17 protein-coding genes and 1 tRNA gene are annotated in these 19,201 nt (G+C 68.4%); 13 read left to right on the top strand and 5 right to left on the bottom strand.

Annotation, left to right across the window (positions count from 1 at the left end):
- The first annotated feature begins 121 nt into the window (after nucleotides 1-121).
- Nucleotides 122-565, top strand: coding sequence for a YHS domain-containing (seleno)protein (locus HXX10_RS19130; protein ID WP_296524410.1), 444 nt, complete (start codon nucleotides 122-124; stop codon nucleotides 563-565).
- 25 nt (nucleotides 566-590) lie between these two features.
- Here HXX10_RS19130 and HXX10_RS19125 read toward each other — a convergent pair whose 3' ends face one another.
- Entirely contained in the window at nucleotides 591-1,412 is an 822-nt protein-coding gene (locus tag HXX10_RS19125) for a 3'(2'),5'-bisphosphate nucleotidase CysQ (RefSeq protein WP_296524409.1), read from the bottom strand.
- 111 nt (nucleotides 1,413-1,523) lie between these two features.
- Here HXX10_RS19125 and chpT point away from each other — a divergent pair, with 111 nt between their 5' ends.
- From chpT to HXX10_RS19095, 6 genes are all read left to right on the top strand, one after another.
- Nucleotides 1,524-2,201, top strand: coding sequence for a histidine phosphotransferase ChpT (chpT, locus tag HXX10_RS19120; RefSeq protein WP_296524408.1), 678 nt, complete (start codon nucleotides 1,524-1,526; stop codon nucleotides 2,199-2,201).
- A 362-nt stretch (nucleotides 2,202-2,563) separates the two neighbouring features.
- Nucleotides 2,564-5,257 carry a chemotaxis protein CheW gene (locus tag HXX10_RS19115; protein ID WP_296524407.1) on the top strand — a complete coding sequence of 898 codons (2,694 nt, stop codon included), beginning with the start codon at nucleotides 2,564-2,566 and terminating at the stop codon, nucleotides 5,255-5,257.
- 11 nt (nucleotides 5,258-5,268) lie between these two features.
- Nucleotides 5,269-5,733 (top strand): chemotaxis protein CheW, encoded by a 465-nt coding sequence (locus tag HXX10_RS19110; protein ID WP_296524406.1) that lies wholly within the window; start codon nucleotides 5,269-5,271, stop codon nucleotides 5,731-5,733.
- Nucleotides 5,734-5,803: 70 nt separating this feature from the next.
- Nucleotides 5,804-6,169, top strand: coding sequence for a response regulator (locus tag HXX10_RS19105; protein ID WP_296524404.1), 366 nt, complete (start codon nucleotides 5,804-5,806; stop codon nucleotides 6,167-6,169).
- Between the two features lie 69 nt (nucleotides 6,170-6,238).
- Nucleotides 6,239-7,405: a chemotaxis response regulator protein-glutamate methylesterase gene (locus tag HXX10_RS19100; protein ID WP_296524403.1), complete on the top strand. Its 1,167-nt coding sequence runs from the start codon at nucleotides 6,239-6,241 to the stop codon at nucleotides 7,403-7,405.
- Nucleotides 7,402-8,292 (top strand): protein-glutamate O-methyltransferase CheR, encoded by an 891-nt coding sequence (locus HXX10_RS19095; protein ID WP_296524402.1) that lies wholly within the window; start codon nucleotides 7,402-7,404, stop codon nucleotides 8,290-8,292. Before HXX10_RS19100 ends, HXX10_RS19095 begins: the two co-directional genes overlap by 4 nt.
- A 519-nt stretch (nucleotides 8,293-8,811) precedes the next feature.
- On the opposite strand, the gene ctrA is transcribed toward HXX10_RS19095, so the two are convergent.
- Nucleotides 8,812-9,513 (bottom strand): response regulator transcription factor CtrA, encoded by a 702-nt coding sequence (ctrA, locus tag HXX10_RS19090; RefSeq protein ID WP_296524401.1) that lies wholly within the window; start codon nucleotides 9,511-9,513, stop codon nucleotides 8,812-8,814.
- Between the two features lie 379 nt (nucleotides 9,514-9,892).
- On the opposite strand from ctrA, the gene fliI reads away from it, so the two are divergent.
- From fliI to HXX10_RS19070, 4 genes are all read left to right on the top strand, one after another.
- Nucleotides 9,893-11,215, top strand: a complete 1,323-nt coding sequence (gene fliI, locus HXX10_RS19085; protein WP_296524400.1) for a flagellar protein export ATPase FliI — start codon at nucleotides 9,893-9,895, stop codon at nucleotides 11,213-11,215.
- A 90-nt stretch (nucleotides 11,216-11,305) separates the two neighbouring features.
- Entirely contained in the window at nucleotides 11,306-11,722 is a 417-nt protein-coding gene (gene fliJ, locus HXX10_RS19080; RefSeq protein WP_296524399.1) for a flagellar export protein FliJ, read from the top strand.
- 118 nt (nucleotides 11,723-11,840) lie between these two features.
- The gene (locus HXX10_RS19075) at nucleotides 11,841-12,386 is read left to right on the top strand and encodes a sigma-70 family RNA polymerase sigma factor (protein WP_296524398.1); all 546 of its coding nucleotides are present in this window, start codon (nucleotides 11,841-11,843) and stop codon (nucleotides 12,384-12,386) included.
- Nucleotides 12,383-13,546 (top strand): anti-sigma factor, encoded by a 1,164-nt coding sequence (locus HXX10_RS19070; RefSeq protein WP_296524397.1) that lies wholly within the window; start codon nucleotides 12,383-12,385, stop codon nucleotides 13,544-13,546. The genes HXX10_RS19075 and HXX10_RS19070 overlap by 4 nt, the downstream gene beginning before the upstream one ends.
- A 110-nt stretch (nucleotides 13,547-13,656) precedes the next feature.
- Here HXX10_RS19070 and HXX10_RS19065 read toward each other — a convergent pair whose 3' ends face one another.
- Nucleotides 13,657-13,866, bottom strand: a complete 210-nt coding sequence (locus HXX10_RS19065; RefSeq protein ID WP_296524396.1) for a hypothetical protein — start codon at nucleotides 13,864-13,866, stop codon at nucleotides 13,657-13,659.
- 291 nt (nucleotides 13,867-14,157) lie between these two features.
- Nucleotides 14,158-16,275 (bottom strand): flagellar biosynthesis protein FlhA, encoded by a 2,118-nt coding sequence (flhA, locus tag HXX10_RS19060; RefSeq protein ID WP_296524395.1) that lies wholly within the window; start codon nucleotides 16,273-16,275, stop codon nucleotides 14,158-14,160.
- A gap of 295 nt (nucleotides 16,276-16,570) precedes the next feature.
- On the opposite strand from flhA, the gene HXX10_RS19055 reads away from it, so the two are divergent.
- On the top strand, nucleotides 16,571-17,530 hold the full coding sequence (locus HXX10_RS19055; protein ID WP_296524394.1) for a Spy/CpxP family protein refolding chaperone: 960 nt from the start codon (nucleotides 16,571-16,573) through the stop codon (nucleotides 17,528-17,530).
- 256 nt (nucleotides 17,531-17,786) lie between these two features.
- Nucleotides 17,787-17,862, top strand: a tRNA-Lys gene (locus tag HXX10_RS19050).
- A 213-nt stretch (nucleotides 17,863-18,075) separates the two neighbouring features.
- Here HXX10_RS19050 and HXX10_RS19045 read toward each other — a convergent pair.
- A complete protein-coding gene (locus tag HXX10_RS19045) occupies nucleotides 18,076-19,008 on the bottom strand; it encodes an NlpC/P60 family protein (RefSeq protein WP_296524393.1) in 933 nt (310 codons plus the stop codon).
- Nucleotides 19,009-19,201: the final 193 nt, after the last annotated feature.

The raw sequence follows: 19,201 nt of genomic DNA, 5'->3' as shown, positions 1-19,201 counted from the left end.
GATTACGAAATCGCGCTAGGAGTGTCTCACCCGAATCGAGACAGCATCTGGCAACACTATGACGCCTTGGCGGCGAACCCGGCAAACGACACGCGCGTTTCTTCCCCTTGCGATAATCGCCTTGGCCCTGGGCCTCGTAGCTTTTCCGGCGATCGGTCTGCACGCGGCGACCACCGAGCGGGTGGTCACGGACCGCTATTCGGGGCTGGCGATCTCCGGCTTCGACCCGGTGTCCTATTTCGTCGACCAAAAGCCCGTCGAGGGCCGTCCCGAATACGAATACACCTATGGCGGCACGGTCTGGCGGTTCCGCAACGAGGGCAACCGCAATGCCTTCGCCGACAACCCTTCGGTCTATGCCCCGCTGTTCGGTGGCTATGATCCGGTCGGCATCGCCCGCGGCGTCTCGCGGCCGGGGCACCCCGAGGTGTTCCTGGTGCTGCGCGGACGGCTGCTGCTGTTCTACGGCGAGGCGGCGCGGGAGCAGTTCCTGGCCGACCCCGTGACGGTGCTGACCGACGCCCAGAGCCACTGGCCGCAGGTGCGGGCCGGGCTGACGCCCTGACCTCGGCTCCGCCGCAGACCGTCGCTCATCCGGCCGCGGCCGGCTCGGATCCGGCTGCAGCCGGATCCGCCCAGGCGACAAAGCCGGGAACCAGAAAGCCTGTTCCGCCGTCGCCATAGCGAAGCGGGCCGCCGTCCGGCCGCACCACGTCGCCGCCGGCCGCCCGCAGCACCGCGTGTCCGGCCGCGACGTCCCATTCGTGGGTCGGGGCGAGCCGCGGATAGACGTCGGCCGTGCCCTCCGCCAGCAAGCCGAACTTCACGGCCGAGCCGCAGGCGATGCGCCGTGCGACCCGGCGCGTGTCGAGAAATCGCTCGCTCGCCGCGTCGAGATGGGAGCGACTGACCGTCGCCACGAGCCCCTCCGCCGGCTGCCCGCGTGTCCGGATCGCTTCGACCGCCCCCGCCGCCGCGCCGGCCGGCAGTGACATCCGCTCCGCCCCGCGGCCCGCTCGGCCGCGATAGAGCAGGCCGCGCGCCGGCAGGAAAACGAGCCCGACGATCGGCACGCCCAAGTCCACGATCGCGACATTGACCGTGTACTCGTCGCTTCCCGCGACGAGCTCGCGGGTGCCGTCGAGCGGATCGACCAGCACGAAGGTCGCGCCGCCGAGGTCGCGGCCGGCATTGTCGATGCTCTCCTCCGACACCACCGGCACGCCGGGCAGCAGTCGGGCGAGGCCGGCCAGGATCACGTCCTGGGCGGCGCCGTCGGCCGCCGTGACGGGGCTGCAGTCGGCCTTGGTCCGCACCGCGAGGGCGGACCTCGTCACCTCCAGAATGGCTCGGCCGGCCTGCGAGACCAGGTCCGTGAGGGCGGCCGCGAGGGCGTCGTCGGTCGAAGGCATGGGAGGCGGAAAACCCTGTCGGAGCGGTTTGCGTTGGTGCTTCGCGACGGTGTATCACACCGCACCCTCGGCGGCGTGGCGCCGATTCGGTGGACCTCGGAGACCCGACTGATGACCAGCACGGCGATGCTCGATGCGCTCGACCTGTCCGCCCTGCTGTGCTCGCGGGTCTGCCATGACCTGATCAGCCCGTCCGGCGCGATCGTCAACGGCCTCGAGGTGCTGGAGGACGCGCAGGACGAGGAGACCAAGTCCTTCGCGCTCGACCTGATCAAGAAGAGCGCGGTTCGCGTCTCCGCCCGCCTGCAGTTCTGCCGGCTCGCCTTCGGGGCGTCGGGATCGGCCGGCGCGCAGATCGATCTCGGCGACGCCGAGAAGGTGGCGCGCGGCGCGCTCGAGGACGAGAAGGTCAAGCTGGTCTGGAGCCTGCCGCGACTGCTGCTGCCGAAAAACCGGGTCAAGCTGGTGCTCAATCTGCTGCTACTCGCCGGCCAGACGATTCCGCGCGGCGGTACCCTCACCATCGATCCGGTCGGGGAGGGCGACACCATGGGGTTCCGGATCGAGACGCGCGGCCTCAATGCGCGCGTGCCGCAGCAGCTTCCGCCGCTCGTCGCCGGCACGCCGGCCGATTCGGCGATCGATGCCCATGCGGTGCAGCCCTACTATGCCGGCCTGCTGGCGCGGGCCTGCGGCCTCGCCGTGACGTTCGCGGCCGAGGGCGAGGCGATCGTGATCGCGGCGGCGGCGGCGCCTGCCGGCACCGAGGTGGTCGCCGACGCCGGCTGAATCAGGATCGTCGTAAGAACAGGTTAGAAAGCGGTTTCCGCGGGTTAGAACGCGCCGCGATGGCTGCTCGGGCCGGAATTATTTTTTGTCGACCCGAGCCCGCGCCACAGCCTTTAACGCTGTCTTAATGCGCTGCCGCGCGCCGACATATTTGCTCTAATTTTCAACAATTCATCATTGTCGACAGGGGCCTTGCCGACCCGTCGAGGCGGGGCCGAGCCATGCATACGGGCGCCCCGGGCCACTCGGTCGCACCGCTTGCGGCATGCGCCGAAACGAAACTTAAACGCTTTCCCAACAGACTGCGGCAGCTCCCGAATTCTTCCCAGGGAAGCACGAGCCTGTAACGCGAGTTTTTTCCGATGGACGACTTGCTCCGGGAATTCTTGACCGAGACGAATGAAAGCCTCGACGTGGTCGACGTCGAGCTCGTTCGGTTCGAGCAGGATCCGAATAACGCCAAGATCCTCGACAACATCTTCCGGCTTGTCCATACCATCAAGGGAACCTGCGGGTTCCTCGGCCTGCCGCGGCTCGAAGCCCTGGCACATGCGGCCGAGACCCTGATGGGCAAGTTCCGCGACGGCACCTCCGTCACGGGCGAGGCCGTGACCCTGATCCTCTCCACCATCGACCGGATCAAGGCGATCCTGGACGAGCTGGAGCAAAATCAGGAAGAGCCGGCAGGCCAGGATCGCGACCTGATCGACGAGCTGGAACGGCTCGCCATCAACGCGCCGGCGCCGGCCAAGAAGGCCGAGGCCGAGCCTTCGGCGCCGTCCGCCGAGACCTCGGGCGAGCTCACCTATCAGGTGCTGGAGCGCAAGCTTCGTCCCGGCGAGGTTTCGCTGGACGACCTCGAGCGCGCCTTCCGCGAGACGCCCGGGCCGACGTTCACGCCGCCCAGCAACACACCGTCCGCCGCCAAGGCGGCCGCCGCGACGGCGACGGCGACGCAGAACGACGCGAAGGGCGACGACGAGAAGAGCGACTCCAAGGTCGCGAACCAGTCGATCCGCGTCAATGTCGAGACGCTCGAGCACCTCATGACGATGGTCTCGGAGCTGGTGCTCACGCGCAACCAGCTCCTCGAGATCGTTCGTCGGCACGAGGACTCCGAGTTCAAGGTTCCGCTGCAGCGGCTGTCCAACGTCACGGCCGAGCTGCAGGAAGGCGTCATGAAGACGCGCATGCAGCCGATCGGCAATGCGTGGCAGAAGCTGCCGCGCGTCGTGCGCGACCTCGCGACCGAGCTCGGCAAGCAGATCGAGCTCGAGATGCACGGCGCCGACACCGAGCTCGACCGCCAGGTGCTCGACCTGATCAAGGATCCGCTCACCCACATGGTGCGCAACTCCGCCGATCACGGCCTGGAGACGTCGGCCGAACGGCGCGCGCTCGGCAAGCCGGAGAAGGGCACGATCCGTCTCTCGGCCTACCACGAGGGCGGCCACATCATCATCGAGATCTCCGACGACGGCCGCGGGCTCAACACCGACAAGATCAAGGCGAAGGCAGTGGCCAATGGGCTCGCCACCGAAGCCCAGATCGAGAAGATGAGCGAGCAGCAGATCCACAAGTACATCTTCGCTCCCGGCTTCTCGACCGCCGCCAAGGTCACCAGCGTGTCGGGCCGCGGCGTCGGCATGGACGTGGTGCGCACCAACATCGACCAGATCGGCGGCACCGTCGACGTCAAGTCGGTGGCCTGCGCCGGATCGAGCTTCATCATCAAGATCCCGCTCACGCTGGCGATCGTCTCCACCCTCATCGTCGAGGCCGGCGGCGACCGCTTCGCCATCCCGCAGCTCTCGGTTATCGAGCTGGTGCGGGCGCAGACCAACTCCGAGCACAAGATCGAGCGCATCAAGGACACGCCCGTCCTGCGCCTGCGCAACAAGCTGTTGCCGCTGATCCGGCTCAAGACCCTGCTCAAGATGGACGAGACCGAGGTCCAGTCCGGCGACGACGCCGAGAACGGCTTCATCGTCGTGACGCAGGTCGGCAACCAGACCTTCGGCATCGTGGTGGACGGCGTCTTCCACACCGAGGAAATCGTGGTGAAGCCGATGTCGACCAAGCTGCGGCACATCGCGATGTTCTCCGGCAACACGATCCTGGGCGACGGCTCGGTGATCATGATCATCGATCCGAACGGGATCGCCCGTGCGCTGGGCACCATCGCGACCGCGGCGACGCAGTCGGAGGAGGGCAGCGCCGTGCAGCACCATGCGGGGCCGGACAACACCACCTCGCTGCTCGTCTTCCGCGCCGGCTCGCCGGAGCCGAAGGCAGTGCCGCTGTCGCTGGTCACCCGACTCGAGGAGATCGACGCCAAGAAGATCGAGTTCTCCAACGGCCGCCGCCTGGTCCAGTATCGCGGCCAGCTCATGCCGCTGGTGCGCGTCAACAACGAGGTTCAGATCCGCACCGAGGGAACCCAGCCGCTGCTGGTGTTCTCGGACGACGGGCGCTCGATGGGCCTCGTGGTCGACGAGATCATCGACATCGTCGAGGACAATCTCAACATCGAGGTGTCCAGCGAGACGCCCGGCGTGCTCGGCTCGGCGGTGGTCAAGGGTCACGCCACCGAGATCCTCGACATGGGCTATTTCCTGCCGATCGCATTCGAGGACTGGCTGCGCCGCAAGGACAAGTCGATGGGCGTCGGCACGACCAGCAGGTCGCTGCTGTTCGTCGACGACTCGGCGTTCTTCCGCAACATGCTCACCCCGGTGCTCAAGGCCGCCGGCTACCTGGTCACCACGGTGCAGGGTGGCGAGGACGCGCTCGAGGTTCTGAAGTCGGGCCGGCACATCGACGTGGTGGTCACCGACATCGACATGCCGGGCATGAACGGGTTCGAGCTGGCGCAGGCCGTGCAGGCCGATCCGGAGACCAAGGATGTTCCGATCATCGCCCTCTCGGCGCTCACCTCGCCGGAAGCGATCGAGCGGGGTCGTGCGGTCGGCTTCCACGACTTCGTAGCCAAATTCGACCGTCCGGGCCTGATCGCGGCCCTGAAGGAACAGACTGCCCACGCCGAGGCGGCGTGATGGAGGCGAGGATGGCGAACGACAACAATCCGAGCGACATGCTCACCGAATACGTCACGGTCATGCTGGGCGAGCAGCTCTTCGGCCTGCCGATCTCGCGGGTCCAGGACGTGTTCATGCTCGAGAAGCTGACCCGGGTGCCGCTGTCGCAGCCGGAGATCGCCGGCGTGCTGAACCTGCGTGGCCGGATCGTCACGGCGATCGACATGCGGCGCCGGCTCGGCCTGCCCAAGCGCGAGGACGGCAAGAAGCCGATGGCGATCGGCATCGAGTCGAAGGGCGAGTCCTACGGCCTGCTGATCGACTCGGTCGGCGAGGTGCTGAAGCTGGACGAGAACATGCGCGAGCCCAATCCGGTGAACCTCGACACGAGGCTCGCGCGCGTGTCGGCCGGCGTTCACCGGCTCGAGGGCCAGCTTCTGGTGGTGCTCGACGTCGACCGCGTGCTCGACATGGGCGAAGCGATCGCGGCCTGATCGGGCGATTTCGACATCGGGTGCGTCGGCGACCGATCGCGGCCGGGGCACCGAGAGGACGAGGCATGCGATGAAGACCTGTTTGGTTGTCGACGACTCCAGCGTCATCCGCAAGGTGGCCCGGCGCATCCTCGAAGGCATGGCGTTCGAGATCACCGAAGCCGAGGACGGGCAGGTGGCCCTCGATGTCTGCCAGCGCGAGCTGCCGGACGCCATTCTGCTCGACTGGAACATGCCCCGCATGGACGGCTACGAGTTCCTGCGCACGCTGCGCCGGATGCCCGGCGGCGACCGTCCGAAGGTGGTCTTCTGCACGACCGAGAACGAAGTCGCCCAGATCGCGCGGGCCCTGCACGCGGGGGCCGACGAATACATCATGAAGCCGTTCGACAAAGACATCGTCGCGGCGAAATTCCAGGAAGTCGGGCTGGTCTGAGCCCGACGCTTCCTCGTCGTCAGCAAGCCACGTCCGTCGTCTCTTCGGCGTAACCGAGTATCTCGCGTTATGGCACTCGCCGTCACACCCACGTCCAGAGCATCGACCGCCGCCGGCGACCGAATCCGGGTCATGGTGGTGGACGATTCGGTGGTGGTCCGCGGCCTGATCGCCCGGTGGATCGAGGAGCAGCCCGATTTCGAGATGGTGGCGTCGCTGCGGACCGGCCGCGAGGCGGTGGACCAGGTCGAGCGGGTCGATCCCGACGTCGCCATCCTGGACATCGAGATGCCGGTGCTGGACGGCATCTCGGCCTTGCCGCTGCTGCTCGCCAAGAAGCGCGACCTCGTCGTCATCATGGCGTCGACCCTGACGCTGAGAAACGCCGAGATCAGCCTGAAGGCGCTGTCGCTCGGCGCCGCCGACTACATCCCGAAGCCGGAGACCAATCGCGGCGTCACCACCTCGGCGGACTTCCGCCGCGACCTCGTCGAGAAGGTGCGCCATCTCGGCCAGCGCCGCCGGCGGATGCGCGGCCCGCGCCCGGCCGCGCCGTCGGTCGCCGGAGGTCGGGCTGCGCTCGCCCAGCCGGCTGCCGCGCTCGCCGCCGACAAGCCGGCCACCTGGAAGCTGCGGCCGTTCTCGGCGACGATGCCGCGCGTCCTGCTGATCGGGTCGTCGACCGGTGGACCGCAGGCGCTCAACGAGGTCATCGGCAGCCTCGGCCGTGTCATCGACCAGGTTCCGGTGCTGATCACCCAGCACATGCCGCCGACCTTCACGACCATCTTGGCCGAGCACCTGTCGCGGGCCGCGAACCGCACGGTGCGCGAGGCGGTCGACGGCGAGGCGATCGTCGCCGGCCGGGTCTATGTGGCGCCCGGCGCCATCCACATGCAGGTGGCGCGCCGCGACAATTCGCCGGTGATCGTGCTGCGCGACGGGCCGCTGGTGAACTTCTGCAAGCCTGCGGTCGACCCGCTGCTCGCGTCGGCCGCGCAGGTTTGGGGTGGGGCGGCGCTGTGCGTGATCCTCACCGGAATGGGCTCGGACGGAGCCAAGGGTGCGGCCGAGCTGGTCGCCGCCGGAGGCAGCGTGATCGCTCAGGACGAAGCCTCGAGCGTGGTGTGGGGAATGCCGGGGGCGGTCGCCCAGGCGGGATTGTGCTCTGCGATCCTGCCGCTGGGGCAGATTGCCCAGAAAGTAACGCGTATTTTCTCGGGAGAGCGCTCGTGACGCCGTTCGATTACGATTTTCTGCGCCGGCTCCTCAAGGACCGGTCCGGCCTCGTGCTCTCCGCCGACAAGGAGTATCTGGTCGAGAGCCGGCTGCTGCCGGTCGCGCGCAAGAACAGCCTCGGCTCGCTGGGCGAGCTGGTGCAGAAGCTGAAGGTGCCCGGCTCCGAAAACCTGCTGGTCGCGGTGGTCGAGGCGATGACCACCAACGAGACCTTCTTCCTGCGCGACAAGGTGCCGTTCGATCATTTCCGGCAGTCGATCATCCCGTCGCTGCTCGCCGCTCGCGAGAGCCGTCGCCGCCTGCGCATCTGGTGCGCCGCCGCCTCCACGGGCCAGGAGCCTTACTCGCTCGCGATGTGCCTCAAGGACATGGGCCCGCGGCTCGACGGCTGGCGCATCGAGATGGTGGCGACCGACCTCTCGATGGATGTGCTCGACAAGGCGCGGGCCGGCATCTACAGCCAGTTCGAGGTGCAGCGCGGGCTGCCCATCCAGATGCTGCTGAAATACTTCACGCAGACCGGCGAGACCTGGCAGATCTCCCCCGAGATCCGGTCCATGGTCCAGTATCGCACCCTCAACCTGCTCGGCGACTTCACCAGCCTCGGCCCGTTCGACCTGGTGTTCTGCCGCAACGTGCTGATCTATTTCGACCAGCCCACCAAGATCGGGGTGCTGGAGCGGATCCGCAAGGTCACCGAGCCGGACGGCTTCCTGGTGCTCGGCGCCGCCGAGACCGTGGTCGGTCTCACCGACGCCTTCAAGCCGGTGCCCGACCAGCGCGGCGTCTACGCCCCGAACGGCGCCTCCGCGGCCGCCAAGCCGGCCGTCTTCGCCATGCCGGCCACCCAGCGCCTCGCGGCGAACTTCGGCGGGCAGCGGTAGGGCGGCGCCCGTCCTGAACCGGGCTGCGCAAGATCGAGTTTTGGTGATGCCCGGCCTTGCGCTGGGCATTTCCATTTTCGGCTCCCTGCGAAGGCGCTACGGGATGCACAGAACTCGTCTTGTCGAGAACATCTGATGGTCCGGCAAAGGGCGCCTTCCCCACCGTCGTCATCGCCGGGCTTGACCCGGCGATCCATCATCCTGCGAACAAAGCGTTTTTGCGAAATCTGATGGATGCGCGGGTCGAGCCCGCGCATGACGCTCTCAGGCTTGGCAGCTCTCGTGCACGGCAAGCGATGTGTGCGTCCCGTAGTGCGACAGCAAAGACCGGAATGGCCGGGATCGGGCATCGTTCGGAGGCGCCGGCCCGCGGCTCCCCACAAACAAAAACCCCGCCGTTCGCGGCGGGGTTCGGAAGCGTCCGAGTCCGGGAGGAGAGAGCCCACGGCTCCACAAAAATTCCGAAACTCCAAAACTCCTCGGTCGTCGCCGCGCCGGACCGGCGCGGCCATGTCGGGATCAGATGGCGATGCGGGTCTCGTCTTCGGAGGGCTCGCGCAGCACGTAGCCGCGGCCCCATACGGTCTCGATGTAGTTGCGCCCGCTCGACGCGTTGGCGAGCTTCTTGCGCAGCTTGCAGATGAACACGTCGATGATCTTCAGCTCGGGCTCGTCCATGCCGCCGTAGAGATGATTGAGGAACATCTCCTTGGTCAGCGTCGTGCCCTTGCGCAGGCTGAGGAGCTCCAGCATCTGGTACTCCTTGCCGGTCAGGTGCACCCGCTGGCCGCCGACCTCGACCGTCTTGGTGTCGAGATTGACGACGAGGTCGCCGGTCTGGATGACCGACTGGGCGTGACCCTTGGAGCGGCGCACGATCGCGTGGATCCGCGCCACCAGCTCGTCCTTGTGGAACGGCTTGGTCATGTAGTCGTCGGCGCCGAAGCCGAGACCTTTGACCTTGTCCTCGATGCCGGCGAGGCCGGAGAGGATCAGGATCGGCGTCTTGACCTTGGAGACCCGCAGCGCCCGCAACACCTCGAAACCCGACATGTCCGGCAGGTTGAGATCGAGCAGGATGATGTCGTAGTCGTAGAGCTTGCCGAGGTCGACGCCCTCTTCGCCGAGGTCCGTCGTGTAGACGTTGAAGCTTTCCGACTTCAGCATCAATTCGATGGACTGCGCAGTCGCGCTGTCGTCTTCGATCAGGAGAACGCGCATGCCAGTCCCCTTCCATGCCGCGTCGGATTGAGGGCGGCCCGCCCTGCTGGCGGCCAACTCAGACGCCCCGGGACCCAACTGATTCGAAAGGTTAACGGCCAATGATTAACAAAGTCTGATTCGCCTGCGCAAGTCGGCGCTGGGCATTTTCGCCAGAATCGTCCTAAAATGTTGTGGCGGGGTGATTTTTTGGGCACGTTCGCGCTCACATCTCACTTTAGGAATTGGCCGTAACTGATTCTGGAGACTCGCCCCTCCGTCAACAGTGGGGCGAACTCGCAGAAGGACCCGAGGACGGTGATCCAATGATTAACGCTCCGGGTAAACACGGGGTTAAGGAAGGAGTCTCGGGTCTCGCTGCGGCCGCGCGGAGGCTCGGATGAGGACGCTCGCCGACCAGATCACCGAGATCGACGGGGTCGAGGTCTATGGCCGGGTGGTCGGCGTCCGCGGCCTGATGGTCGAGGTCGCCGGGCCGCTGAATGCCATGTCGGTCGGGGCGCGGGTCGGAGTCGAGACCTCTGGACGCATGATTCCGTGTGAAGTTGTTGGCTTTTCCGGCGATCATGCGCTGCTGATGCCGTTCGCCGCGCTCGAAGGCGTGCGGCGTGGCTGCCGTGCCTTGGTGATGTCGGCGCAGGCGACGGTGCGGCCCTCGCCCGGCTGGCTCGGCCGCGTCGTCAATGCCCTGGGCGAGCCGGTGGATGGCCTCGGTCCGCTGCCGATTGGCCCGACACCGTGTCGTTTCCGCAACAGTCCGCCGTCCGCTCATGCGCGCCGCCGGGTCGGCGGACCGATCGATCTCGGCGTGCGGGCACTCAATACATTCCTGACCTGCTGCCGCGGCCAGCGCATGGGCATCTTCGCCGGCTCCGGCGTCGGCAAGTCGGTGCTGCTCTCCATGTTGGCCCGCAATGTCGATGCCGACGTCTCGGTGATCGGGCTGGTCGGCGAGCGCGGCCGCGAGGTGCAGGAGTTCCTCCAGGACGATCTCGGGCCGGAGGGCCTCGCCCGCTCGGTCGTGGTGGTCGCGACCTCCGACGAGCCGGCCCTGATGCGCCGCCAGGCCGCCTATCTGACGCTCGCCATCGCCGAGCATTTCCGTGACGAGGGCAAGAGCGTCCTGGTGCTGATGGATTCGGTCACCCGCTTCGCCATGGCGCAGCGCGAGATCGGCCTCTCGGCCGGCGAGCCGCCGACCTCCAAGGGCTACACGCCGACGGTGTTCACCGAGCTGCCGCGCCTGCTCGAGCGGGCCGGGCCGGGAGCCGGGGCAGGGGCCATCACCGGCATCTTCACCGTGCTGGTCGACGGCGACGACCACAACGAGCCGGTCGCCGATGCGGTGCGCGGCATCCTCGACGGCCACATCGTGATGGAACGCGCCATCGCCGAACGTGGCCGCTACCCGGCCATCAATGTCCTAAAATCCATCTCTCGGACCATGCCGAAGGCCTGCGATCCGACCTATCTGCCTATCATCATGCAGGCCCGCAAGGTGATGGCGACCTACGCCGACATGGAGGAGCTGATCCGCCTCGGCGCCTACCGGCCGGGCTCCAGCGCCGAGGTCGACGAGGCGATCCGGCTGCACGAGCCGCTGGAGGCCTTCCTGTCCCAAAAGAAGACGGAATCGACCCTTCTGGCCGAGGGCTATAGTCGACTCGAGCAAATCCTCATGTCGGCGGAAACAGAAAACTAAGATTGTGCTCCCACAATGTGGATCTGTTCGGAGCGGTTCTCGGCCCTGGCGTTCGAGGCTGCGATGGGGGCTTCTGGGGAGTAACAGTCGATGAAGTCGCGCGATACGCTCATCCGGCTCAAGAAATTCCAGGTCGACGAGAGCCGCCGCAAGGTCTCGCAGATCGAGACCATGATCGCCGAGTTCATGCGGATGGCGACCGACCTCGATCGCGAGATCCAGGTCGAGCAGGAGCGCGCCGGCGTTCATGATCCGGCGCATTTCGCCTATCCGACCTATGCCAAGGCCGCCATGCAGCGGCGCGAGAACCTCAAGCGCTCCGCCGACGAGTTGCAGGGCCAGCTCGAGGAGGCCCGCGCGGTACTCCAGGAGGCCTTCGACGAGCTCAAGAAGGTCGAGCTGCTCGACGAGCGGGACCAGCTTCGCGAGCGTCACGCCGAGAATGCCCGCGAGCAGGCGGAGCTCGACTCGATCGCCGGCCTGCGGGCCCGCAACGCGGTCGCCTGAGCCCTTCCACCGTGTGCCGTCGTCCGAGCCCGGGCCCCCGCCCGGGCTTTCGCACCTTTGCGGGGCGCGCGCCTTCGCGCATAATCCGGCCAACCGGTGCACGGGGGGCTGGGACCGGATGTTGACGTCGGCCGAGCTGGTCTGGCTGCTGGCCTCGATCGCCAAGGGCGACGAGGCGGCGTTCGAACGCCTTTATGCCGCCACCCGGGCGAAACTCTACGGCGTGGTGCTGCGCATCTTGCGGCGTTCGGATCTCGCCGGCGAGGTCTTGCAAGAGGCCTATCTGAAGATCTGGTCGAGCGCCGGGCAGTTCGATCCGGCCAGGGCGTCTCCGATCATCTGGATGGTGTCGATCGCCCGCAACCGCGCCGTCGACGTCGTCCGCAAGACGACGGACGAGCCGATCGAAGAGGAGCCCGAGGGGATGGAGGGCGCAGCCGAGAGCGCCGACCCGCCCGCCCGGCGCATCGTCACCGAGGAGCTCAAGCGCCTGCTCGCCTGCCTGGGCCGGCTCGATCCCGATCGCCAGCGCATGATCCTGCTCGCCTATTTCAGCGGCGTCGACCGCGCCGAGCTGGCCCGCGAGTTCGACCGCCCGGTGAACACCATCAAGACCCAGCTTCGCCGCGCCCTCGCCGACCTGCGGGAGTGCCTGGGGACATGACCGCGCACGACGACGACTGGGCGGGCCTCGCTGCCGAATATGTTCTCGGCACGCTCGACGCCGACGAGCGGGAGGCGGCGGCGGCCCTGGTCGCCGCCGATTCGACCTTTGCGGCGCTGGTCACGGCGTGGGAGCGCCGGCTCGGCGAGCTCCATGCCATGGTGGACCCGGTGCCGCCGCCGCCCGAATTGTGGGTGGCGCTGCGGGCGCGGCTCACCGAGACGATCGCCGCCGCCCGACCAGCGGCAGCGGCAGCGGACGCGGCCGTGCCCGAGCCGCCGTCGCCCGCCATGGACGATCTGCTGGCCGCCGTGGCGGCCTCGCTGGCCGAACCGGTCGAGCCGGCCAAGCCGGCCAAGCCGGTCGAGCCGGTCGAGCCGCCACCGCCGGTCGCTCCGCCCGAGCCCTCCGAGGCTCACGCCGCCGACGAGTCGCGCCCGGGTGACGATACGAGTCGTCCCGCGGCCGACCTGTCCGGGCCGGAGACGCCGGCCGAGGCGGCCGACAGCCGGGCTGTCGTGGTGCGGCTCCCGTCGCCCGACGAGCGCTTCGGCGATGTGGCCGGCGGCCTCACGGGCCACGATCCCGAGACGGTACGGGGGCTGGTCCGCAGCGTGCAGCGCTGGCGCAGCGCCGCCGCCGGGTTCGCGGCCTTCGCGGCGGCTCTGGCCGCCCTCACCGTGATCACGACGCTCGCCCCGGACCTGCTGCCGCTGCCGCTGCGACCGCCGGCCCAGGTGGTCGAGGTGCCGCGCGAGGTGGTCCGTACCGTCGAGGTGCCGGGCGCATCGCCCGGCCGCTTCGTCGCGGTGCTGCAGGGAAACTCCGCCCGGCCGGCCTTCCTGGTGACGCTCGATCCGGACCACAAGAGCGTGATGGTGCGGCGGGTCGCGGCCGAGGACGAGGGCGACAAGCGCTACGAGCTGTGGCTGGTCTCGGACCGGCTGCCGGCGCCGCGCTCGCTCGGCCTGCTGGGCGGAGCCGAGTTCACCACGGTCCCGGCGATCGCCACCTTCGAGCCGGAGATCGTCGACGCCGCCGTCTATGCGGTCTCGCTCGAGGGCCCGACCGGCTCGCCGGCCGCCGGCCCGACCGGCCCGGTGCTGTTCTCCGGCCGCCTGGTCGAGGCGGTGCCTCCGGCCCAGACGAACGGGCGCTGAGAACGTCCTTGAATCAAACGAAAACGGCCGGGCGAAACACCCGGCCGTCGAAATCTCTCTGATGTCCGTCTTGGAGCCCGTCGCGTGACCCGCAGGCCGGCGTCGGTCGCTCAGCGCACGATGGTCGCGGTGTCCGTGGTGGAGAACATCACGGCCTTGCCGGCCTTCAGCGGCGTCGCGGCGACCCCGTAGGCGCGGGCGTCGTCGACCGCGTGCGCCGTGATGCCGATCACCATGATGGCGATCGAGGCGATCAGCGCCAGCACGACCACCTTCAAGTGGGTGATCCGGTCGGCCGTGGCGAGCGATGCGTTGTTCATGAGACCCCTCCCATCGATTGTCCGTTGGTCGCAGCTCTCAGGGACGAGGTTCAATCGCCAGACGTTTTGGCTGGATCGACCGCTCGTCCCCGGTGCAGCGCACCATCCCCTCGCGCCAACAACCCGCAGGGACCGGAAAGGTTTCCTCTCCGAGGTCTCACGAGTCCGTGATCGGCGCGTGGGTCGGACTATAATTCGCTTGTTCTTAGAACTATTTACAAAATTAGACCGGATTTTATCGATGTCGTCGGTTGCGTGATCGATCGATGCAACCGAAACGAAGCCTGGCCGTCAGATGCTGCCGACCGTGCGCAGCCGGGCGCGCGGGTGGATCTCCGACTGCGACAGCACCGGGGTCTGGGCCCGGAAGCGCTCGACGATCGAGCGCACGAAGGGGCGGATGCCGGGCGACGTCACCAGCACGGGCGCCTCGCCCATCCGGGCCGCCTCCTCGAAGCGCTCCCGCACCAGCGTGATGAACTCGGAGAGGCGCGACGGCTGCATGGCGAGCTGGCGGTCGTCGCCCTGGCCGACGATCGACTCGGCGAAGGCCTGCTCCCAGCGGGCCGTCAGGGCGATCAGCGGCAGGTGGCCGGCCGGGTTCGAATAGGTGGCGCAGATCTGGCGGGCGAGGCGGGCGCGCACATGCTCGACCAGGATGTTGGGGTTGCGGCTGAACGAGAGGGCGTCGGCGATGCCCTCCAGGATGGTGCCGAGGTCGCGGATCGAGATGCGCTCGGTGAGCAGGAGTTGCAGCACGCGCTGGATGCCCGTGACGGTGATCTGGGACGGGACGATATCCTTGACCAGCTCGCCCTGCTCCTTGGGCAGGTCGCGCAACAGCTTCTGCACCTCGGCATAGGACAGGAGCTCGGCGATGTTGGCCTTGAGCTGCTCGGTGAGATGGGTCGCCAGCACGGTCGCGGCATCGACCACCGTGTAGCCCTTCACGGCCGCCTCTTCCTTGAGGGCGGCGTCGATCCAGGTGGCGGGGAGGCCGAAGGTCGGCTCGGTCATGTGCATGCCGGGGAGGTTCACCTGGCCGCCCATCGGGTCCATGGCCATGTACTGGCCCGGCCACACCCGCCCGCTGCCGGCCTCCACCTCCTTGATCTTGATCAGGTAGGTGTTGGCGTCGAGCTGGACATTGTCGAGGATGCGCACCGACGGCATCACGAAGCCCATGTCCATGGCGAGCGAGCGGCGCAGCGCCTTGATCTGCTCGGTGAGCCGGTCGCTGCCGTCCGGCGAGTTGACCAGCGGCAGCAGCGCGTAGCCGAGCTCGATCTTGAGGTCGTCGATCTTGAGGGCGGAGCTGATCGGCTCCTCGGCCGGCGCCGCCTTGGCGGCCGCCGCGGTGGTCGCCGCCGCGACATCGACCTTGGTCTGGGCCTTGCGGTTGATGAAGTAGGCCATTGCGCCGGCGCCGCCGCCGAGCAGCAGGAAGGGCAGCATCGGAATGCCGGGCAGCAGGCCCATCGCGATCATCACGGCGGACGACATGCCGAGCGCCTTGGGATAGCCGGAGAGCTGGCGGAGCAGCACCTTGTCGGCGGCCTCCGACAGGCCCGCCTTGGAGACCAGCAGGCCGGCGGCGGTCGACACGATCAGGGCCGGGATCTGGGTGACCAGGCCGTCGCCGACGGTCAGCAGCGTGTAGGTGCGGCCGGCCTCGGCGAACGAGATGCCCTGCTGGGCGATGCCGATGATGATGCCGCCGATGATGTTGATGAACACCACCAGCAGGCCCGCGATGGCGTCGCCGCGGACGAACTTGGAGGCGCCGTCCATGGCGCCGTAGAAGGCGCTCTCGTCCTCGAGGTCCTTGCGGCGGGTGCGTGCCGTCGTCTCGTCGATCAGGCCGGCCGAGAGGTCGGCGTCGATCGCCATCTGCTTGCCCGGCATGGCGTCGAGGTTGAAGCGCGCCGCGACCTCGGCGATGCGGCCCGAGCCCTTGGTGATCACCACGAAGTTCACGATCACCAGGATCGCGAACACGATGATGCCGATGACGAAGTTGCCGCCCATCACGAAGTTGCCGAAGGCCTCGATGACGTGGCCGGCGGCGCTGGTGCCCTCGTGCCCGTGCGACAGGATCAGGCGGGTGGAGGCGAGGTTGAGGGCGAGCCGCAGCATCGTCGACATCAGCAGCACGGTCGGGAAGACCGAGAACTCCAGCGGCCGGTGGATGAACAGCGACGTCATCAGGATCAGCACCGAGGTGATGATCGAGACCGCGAGGGCGAAGTCGAGCAGGACGGGCGGCAGCGGCAGGATGAGGACGACCAGGATGGTCATCACGCCGACGGCGAGCGCGATGTCGCCGCTGCGCAGCGTGTCGCTGATCTCGCGCAGGCTCGGGAACTTGAAGCCCGATCCCCCGCCTTGAGCCGCCGCTACGTCCGACATCCGACACCGCCCCCGGCGCCATTCGCGGCGCCCCCGGCAAAATTTGCCGGGTGCATGGTTACGAGACCGTTAACGCCGGCCTATCTGCCTGGGCTGCAGGGGTTTTCGCCGACGGCGCGAGATCGCGCCGCGGGCGCGGTTCGGGCGTGAATCCCGTCGCGCGCGACTGTCCAGGCGCGAGTGTTCGTGACGGTTTGGTGGCAAACATTGCCGGCTTGTAATTCTTACCTAAGTTTAACTTGCTCCGATCGGCCGCTGATTACTATGCTTCGACTGTATTCGATGGGAGGGTCGCATGTGGAAGTCGCTTCTCGCCGGGACCGCGGTGCTCGCGCTGGCGGGATCGGGTCTGGTTCTGGCCCAGCAGCGCCCGGACGCGGCGCCTGCCGCGCCCGCCCAGACCTCGCCCGCCCAGACCGCGCCGGGCCGCTTGTCCGACAGCCAGGCCTTCCTCGAGGCGCGGATCGCCGCGCTGCGGGCCGGGCTCGGCCTCTCGTCCGACCAGGAGAAGACGTGGCCGGCCTTCGAGCGCGCCTATCGGGCCTTCGTGGCGACCAGGGACGCGGATCGCGAGGCACGCCGCAACGAGCTCCGCGCCGGGCCCGACCAGGGCCAGGCGCAGCGCAGCGACGATCCGATGGATCGGCTGCAGCGGTTCGCCGATGCGGCGAGCCGCCGCGCCGGTGTGCTGAAGGATCTCGCCGACGCGGCCTCGCCGCTCGTCCGCAGCCTCGACGACAGCCAGAAGCGGCGGTTCTGGACGCTGGTGCGCCCACTGACGCCGCGCTTCGCCGAGGTGGGGCAGGACGGTCCGGGCCGATACGGTCCTGGTGGAGACGGCCCCGGCCGTGACGGTCCTCCGGGTGGTCCCGGTCGAGACGGCCCTCCTGGCGGACCCGGCTGGCACGATTGGCATCACGGTCCCGACCATCCGGGTTGGGGACCGCCGCGCGGCCCGCGCTTCGGGTCTGGTGACGGCGCAGGGCGCGTCCCGGAGGGACGGGTCGAGCAGCCCGAGCCCCGGCGTGACGGCTGGGGCCGCTGGGGCTGGCGCGACGGCGACCGCACCGACGGTTTCGGCGGCGGCCAGGGCTCCTGGGGGCCCGACCGCGGTCCTGGCGGCCCGCCCTGGCAGCGCGACGGCAGCCGCAGCGACGACGACCGGCGCGGCCCCGGGACGTTCGGCCCCTATGGCCGGCGCAACGACGACCGGCGGCGCAGCCCGCCCACCTCGGACGCAGAGGAGCGACTCTAGAGTTCGACCGACACGTGATGCACAGGCCTGGTGGTCGCCCCGACGCCTCCCCCCCTGCCCCCCAGCGACTTCCCGGCCTTGCAGGCCGCCGAGCTTCGGCTCGGCGGCCGTCGTGCTTTCGGATCGGGGCGACGCCCGGACGATGCGGTTTGCCGCATCAGAGGCCGCCCGGCGCGGCACATATGCCGAAATACCGGTGCGCTGCGGTGGACACGGCCGGCCACGTTTGCTACAGACGCGCGCCGCCAAGGCGTGCGGGCGCATAGCTCAGTTGGTAGAGCAGCTGACTCTTAATCAGCGGGTCGCAGGTTCGAGCCCTGCTGCGCCCACCACCACCAAACCCATACGCGACAGTGGGTTGTCCGATTGCCGGTCAAGGCGGATCGGGGACCGTGCTTGCAGCTTGCCGCTCGGGTTCGACGTGATCGCGGTGCGGCTCGGCGCGCAGATCGTGCGCGAACCGACCAAAGCGCCCTCGATATGCTTCCGCGAAGACGGATGCCTCGACGCGAAACGCCGCATGCCGGCCGTGTCGCGACACGCGGTCAGGCGGGCGGCGGCAGGCGGCGCACGCTGGTGACCTCGCTGCCGGCGGCGCGGATGCGGGCGAGCGCCGGCGCGGTCGGCTCGACGGCGACCGCCATGGCATGGGCGTTGGCGTGCAGCAGCGTCGCCGCGTCGCGCGCGATGGCGACATGGCCCTTCCAGAACACCAGATCGCCGCGCTGCAACCCGTCGAGCGCGCCGGGCAGCGCGACCGCGCTGCCGAGCGCGCGCTCCTGCATGTCGGTGTCGCGCGGACAGGCGATGCCACAGGCGGCGAGCGTGACCTGGGTGAGGCCCGAGCAGTCGAGGCCGAGGCTGGTCTTGCCGCCCCACAGATAGGGCGTTCCCACAAACCGCTCGGCGACGGCGACGACGTCGCTCTCCATCACCGCGACGGGTGCGATATGCGGCGCCGGCACATGGCCGCCCGTCGCCGTGACGGCGAACGGCCCGTCGACGCGCACGATCACCAGGCGGCTGCCGAACGACAGCGTCTCGATCGGCGGCAGCTTGATGGACGGACCGGGGAAGACCAGCGTGCGAAGCGCCGTCACCTTGTGGGTCGGCGCCGGTCCGGGCGCGCCGAGCGCGGCGGCCGGCACGTAGCCGACATAGCCGTCGCTTTCGAGCTGGCCCCATGCCCAGCCGTCCGGGCCGGTATCGTAGATGGAGATACGCTCGCCCTTCAGGGCTTCGGTCTGAAGCTCCGCGTCGTGCGACGGCGCCTTGCGCAAGGGCGCCTGCGCGGCGGCGATCTCGAAGATCCGTCCCGCGACGAAACGCGGTGCGTCGACCTGGCCTTCGAGATGCTTTGCCGCGATGTCCTTTCGCGCCGGCGTGATGCGCGGATCGAGGCCGGGCGCTTGCGCGCGCGCCGTGAGCGGCGCGAGCACGGCGGCGGAGAGCAGCGTGATCACGTCGCGGCGTTTCATGTGATCAGAATCCAATCGTCCCACGAGCCGGAAGCCGAACATCCCGGCGTCGTCGCCGGGCTTGACCCGGCGACCCATCTCTCTGCGAAATAATTGTTTTTGCGAATCCGGATGGATGCGCGGGTCGAGCCCGCGCATGACGCTTTGTAGAGGCGGCGAGCAATGTGCGCATGCCGTAGCGCTTGCGCGGGGA

Origin of the sequence: Rhodoplanes sp. (genome assembly GCF_013377085.1) — a bacterium.
In the GTDB taxonomy this organism is placed as follows: domain Bacteria; phylum Pseudomonadota; class Alphaproteobacteria; order Rhizobiales; family Xanthobacteraceae; genus Rhodoplanes.
This window is presented reverse-complemented; position numbering and strand designations above follow the sequence as displayed.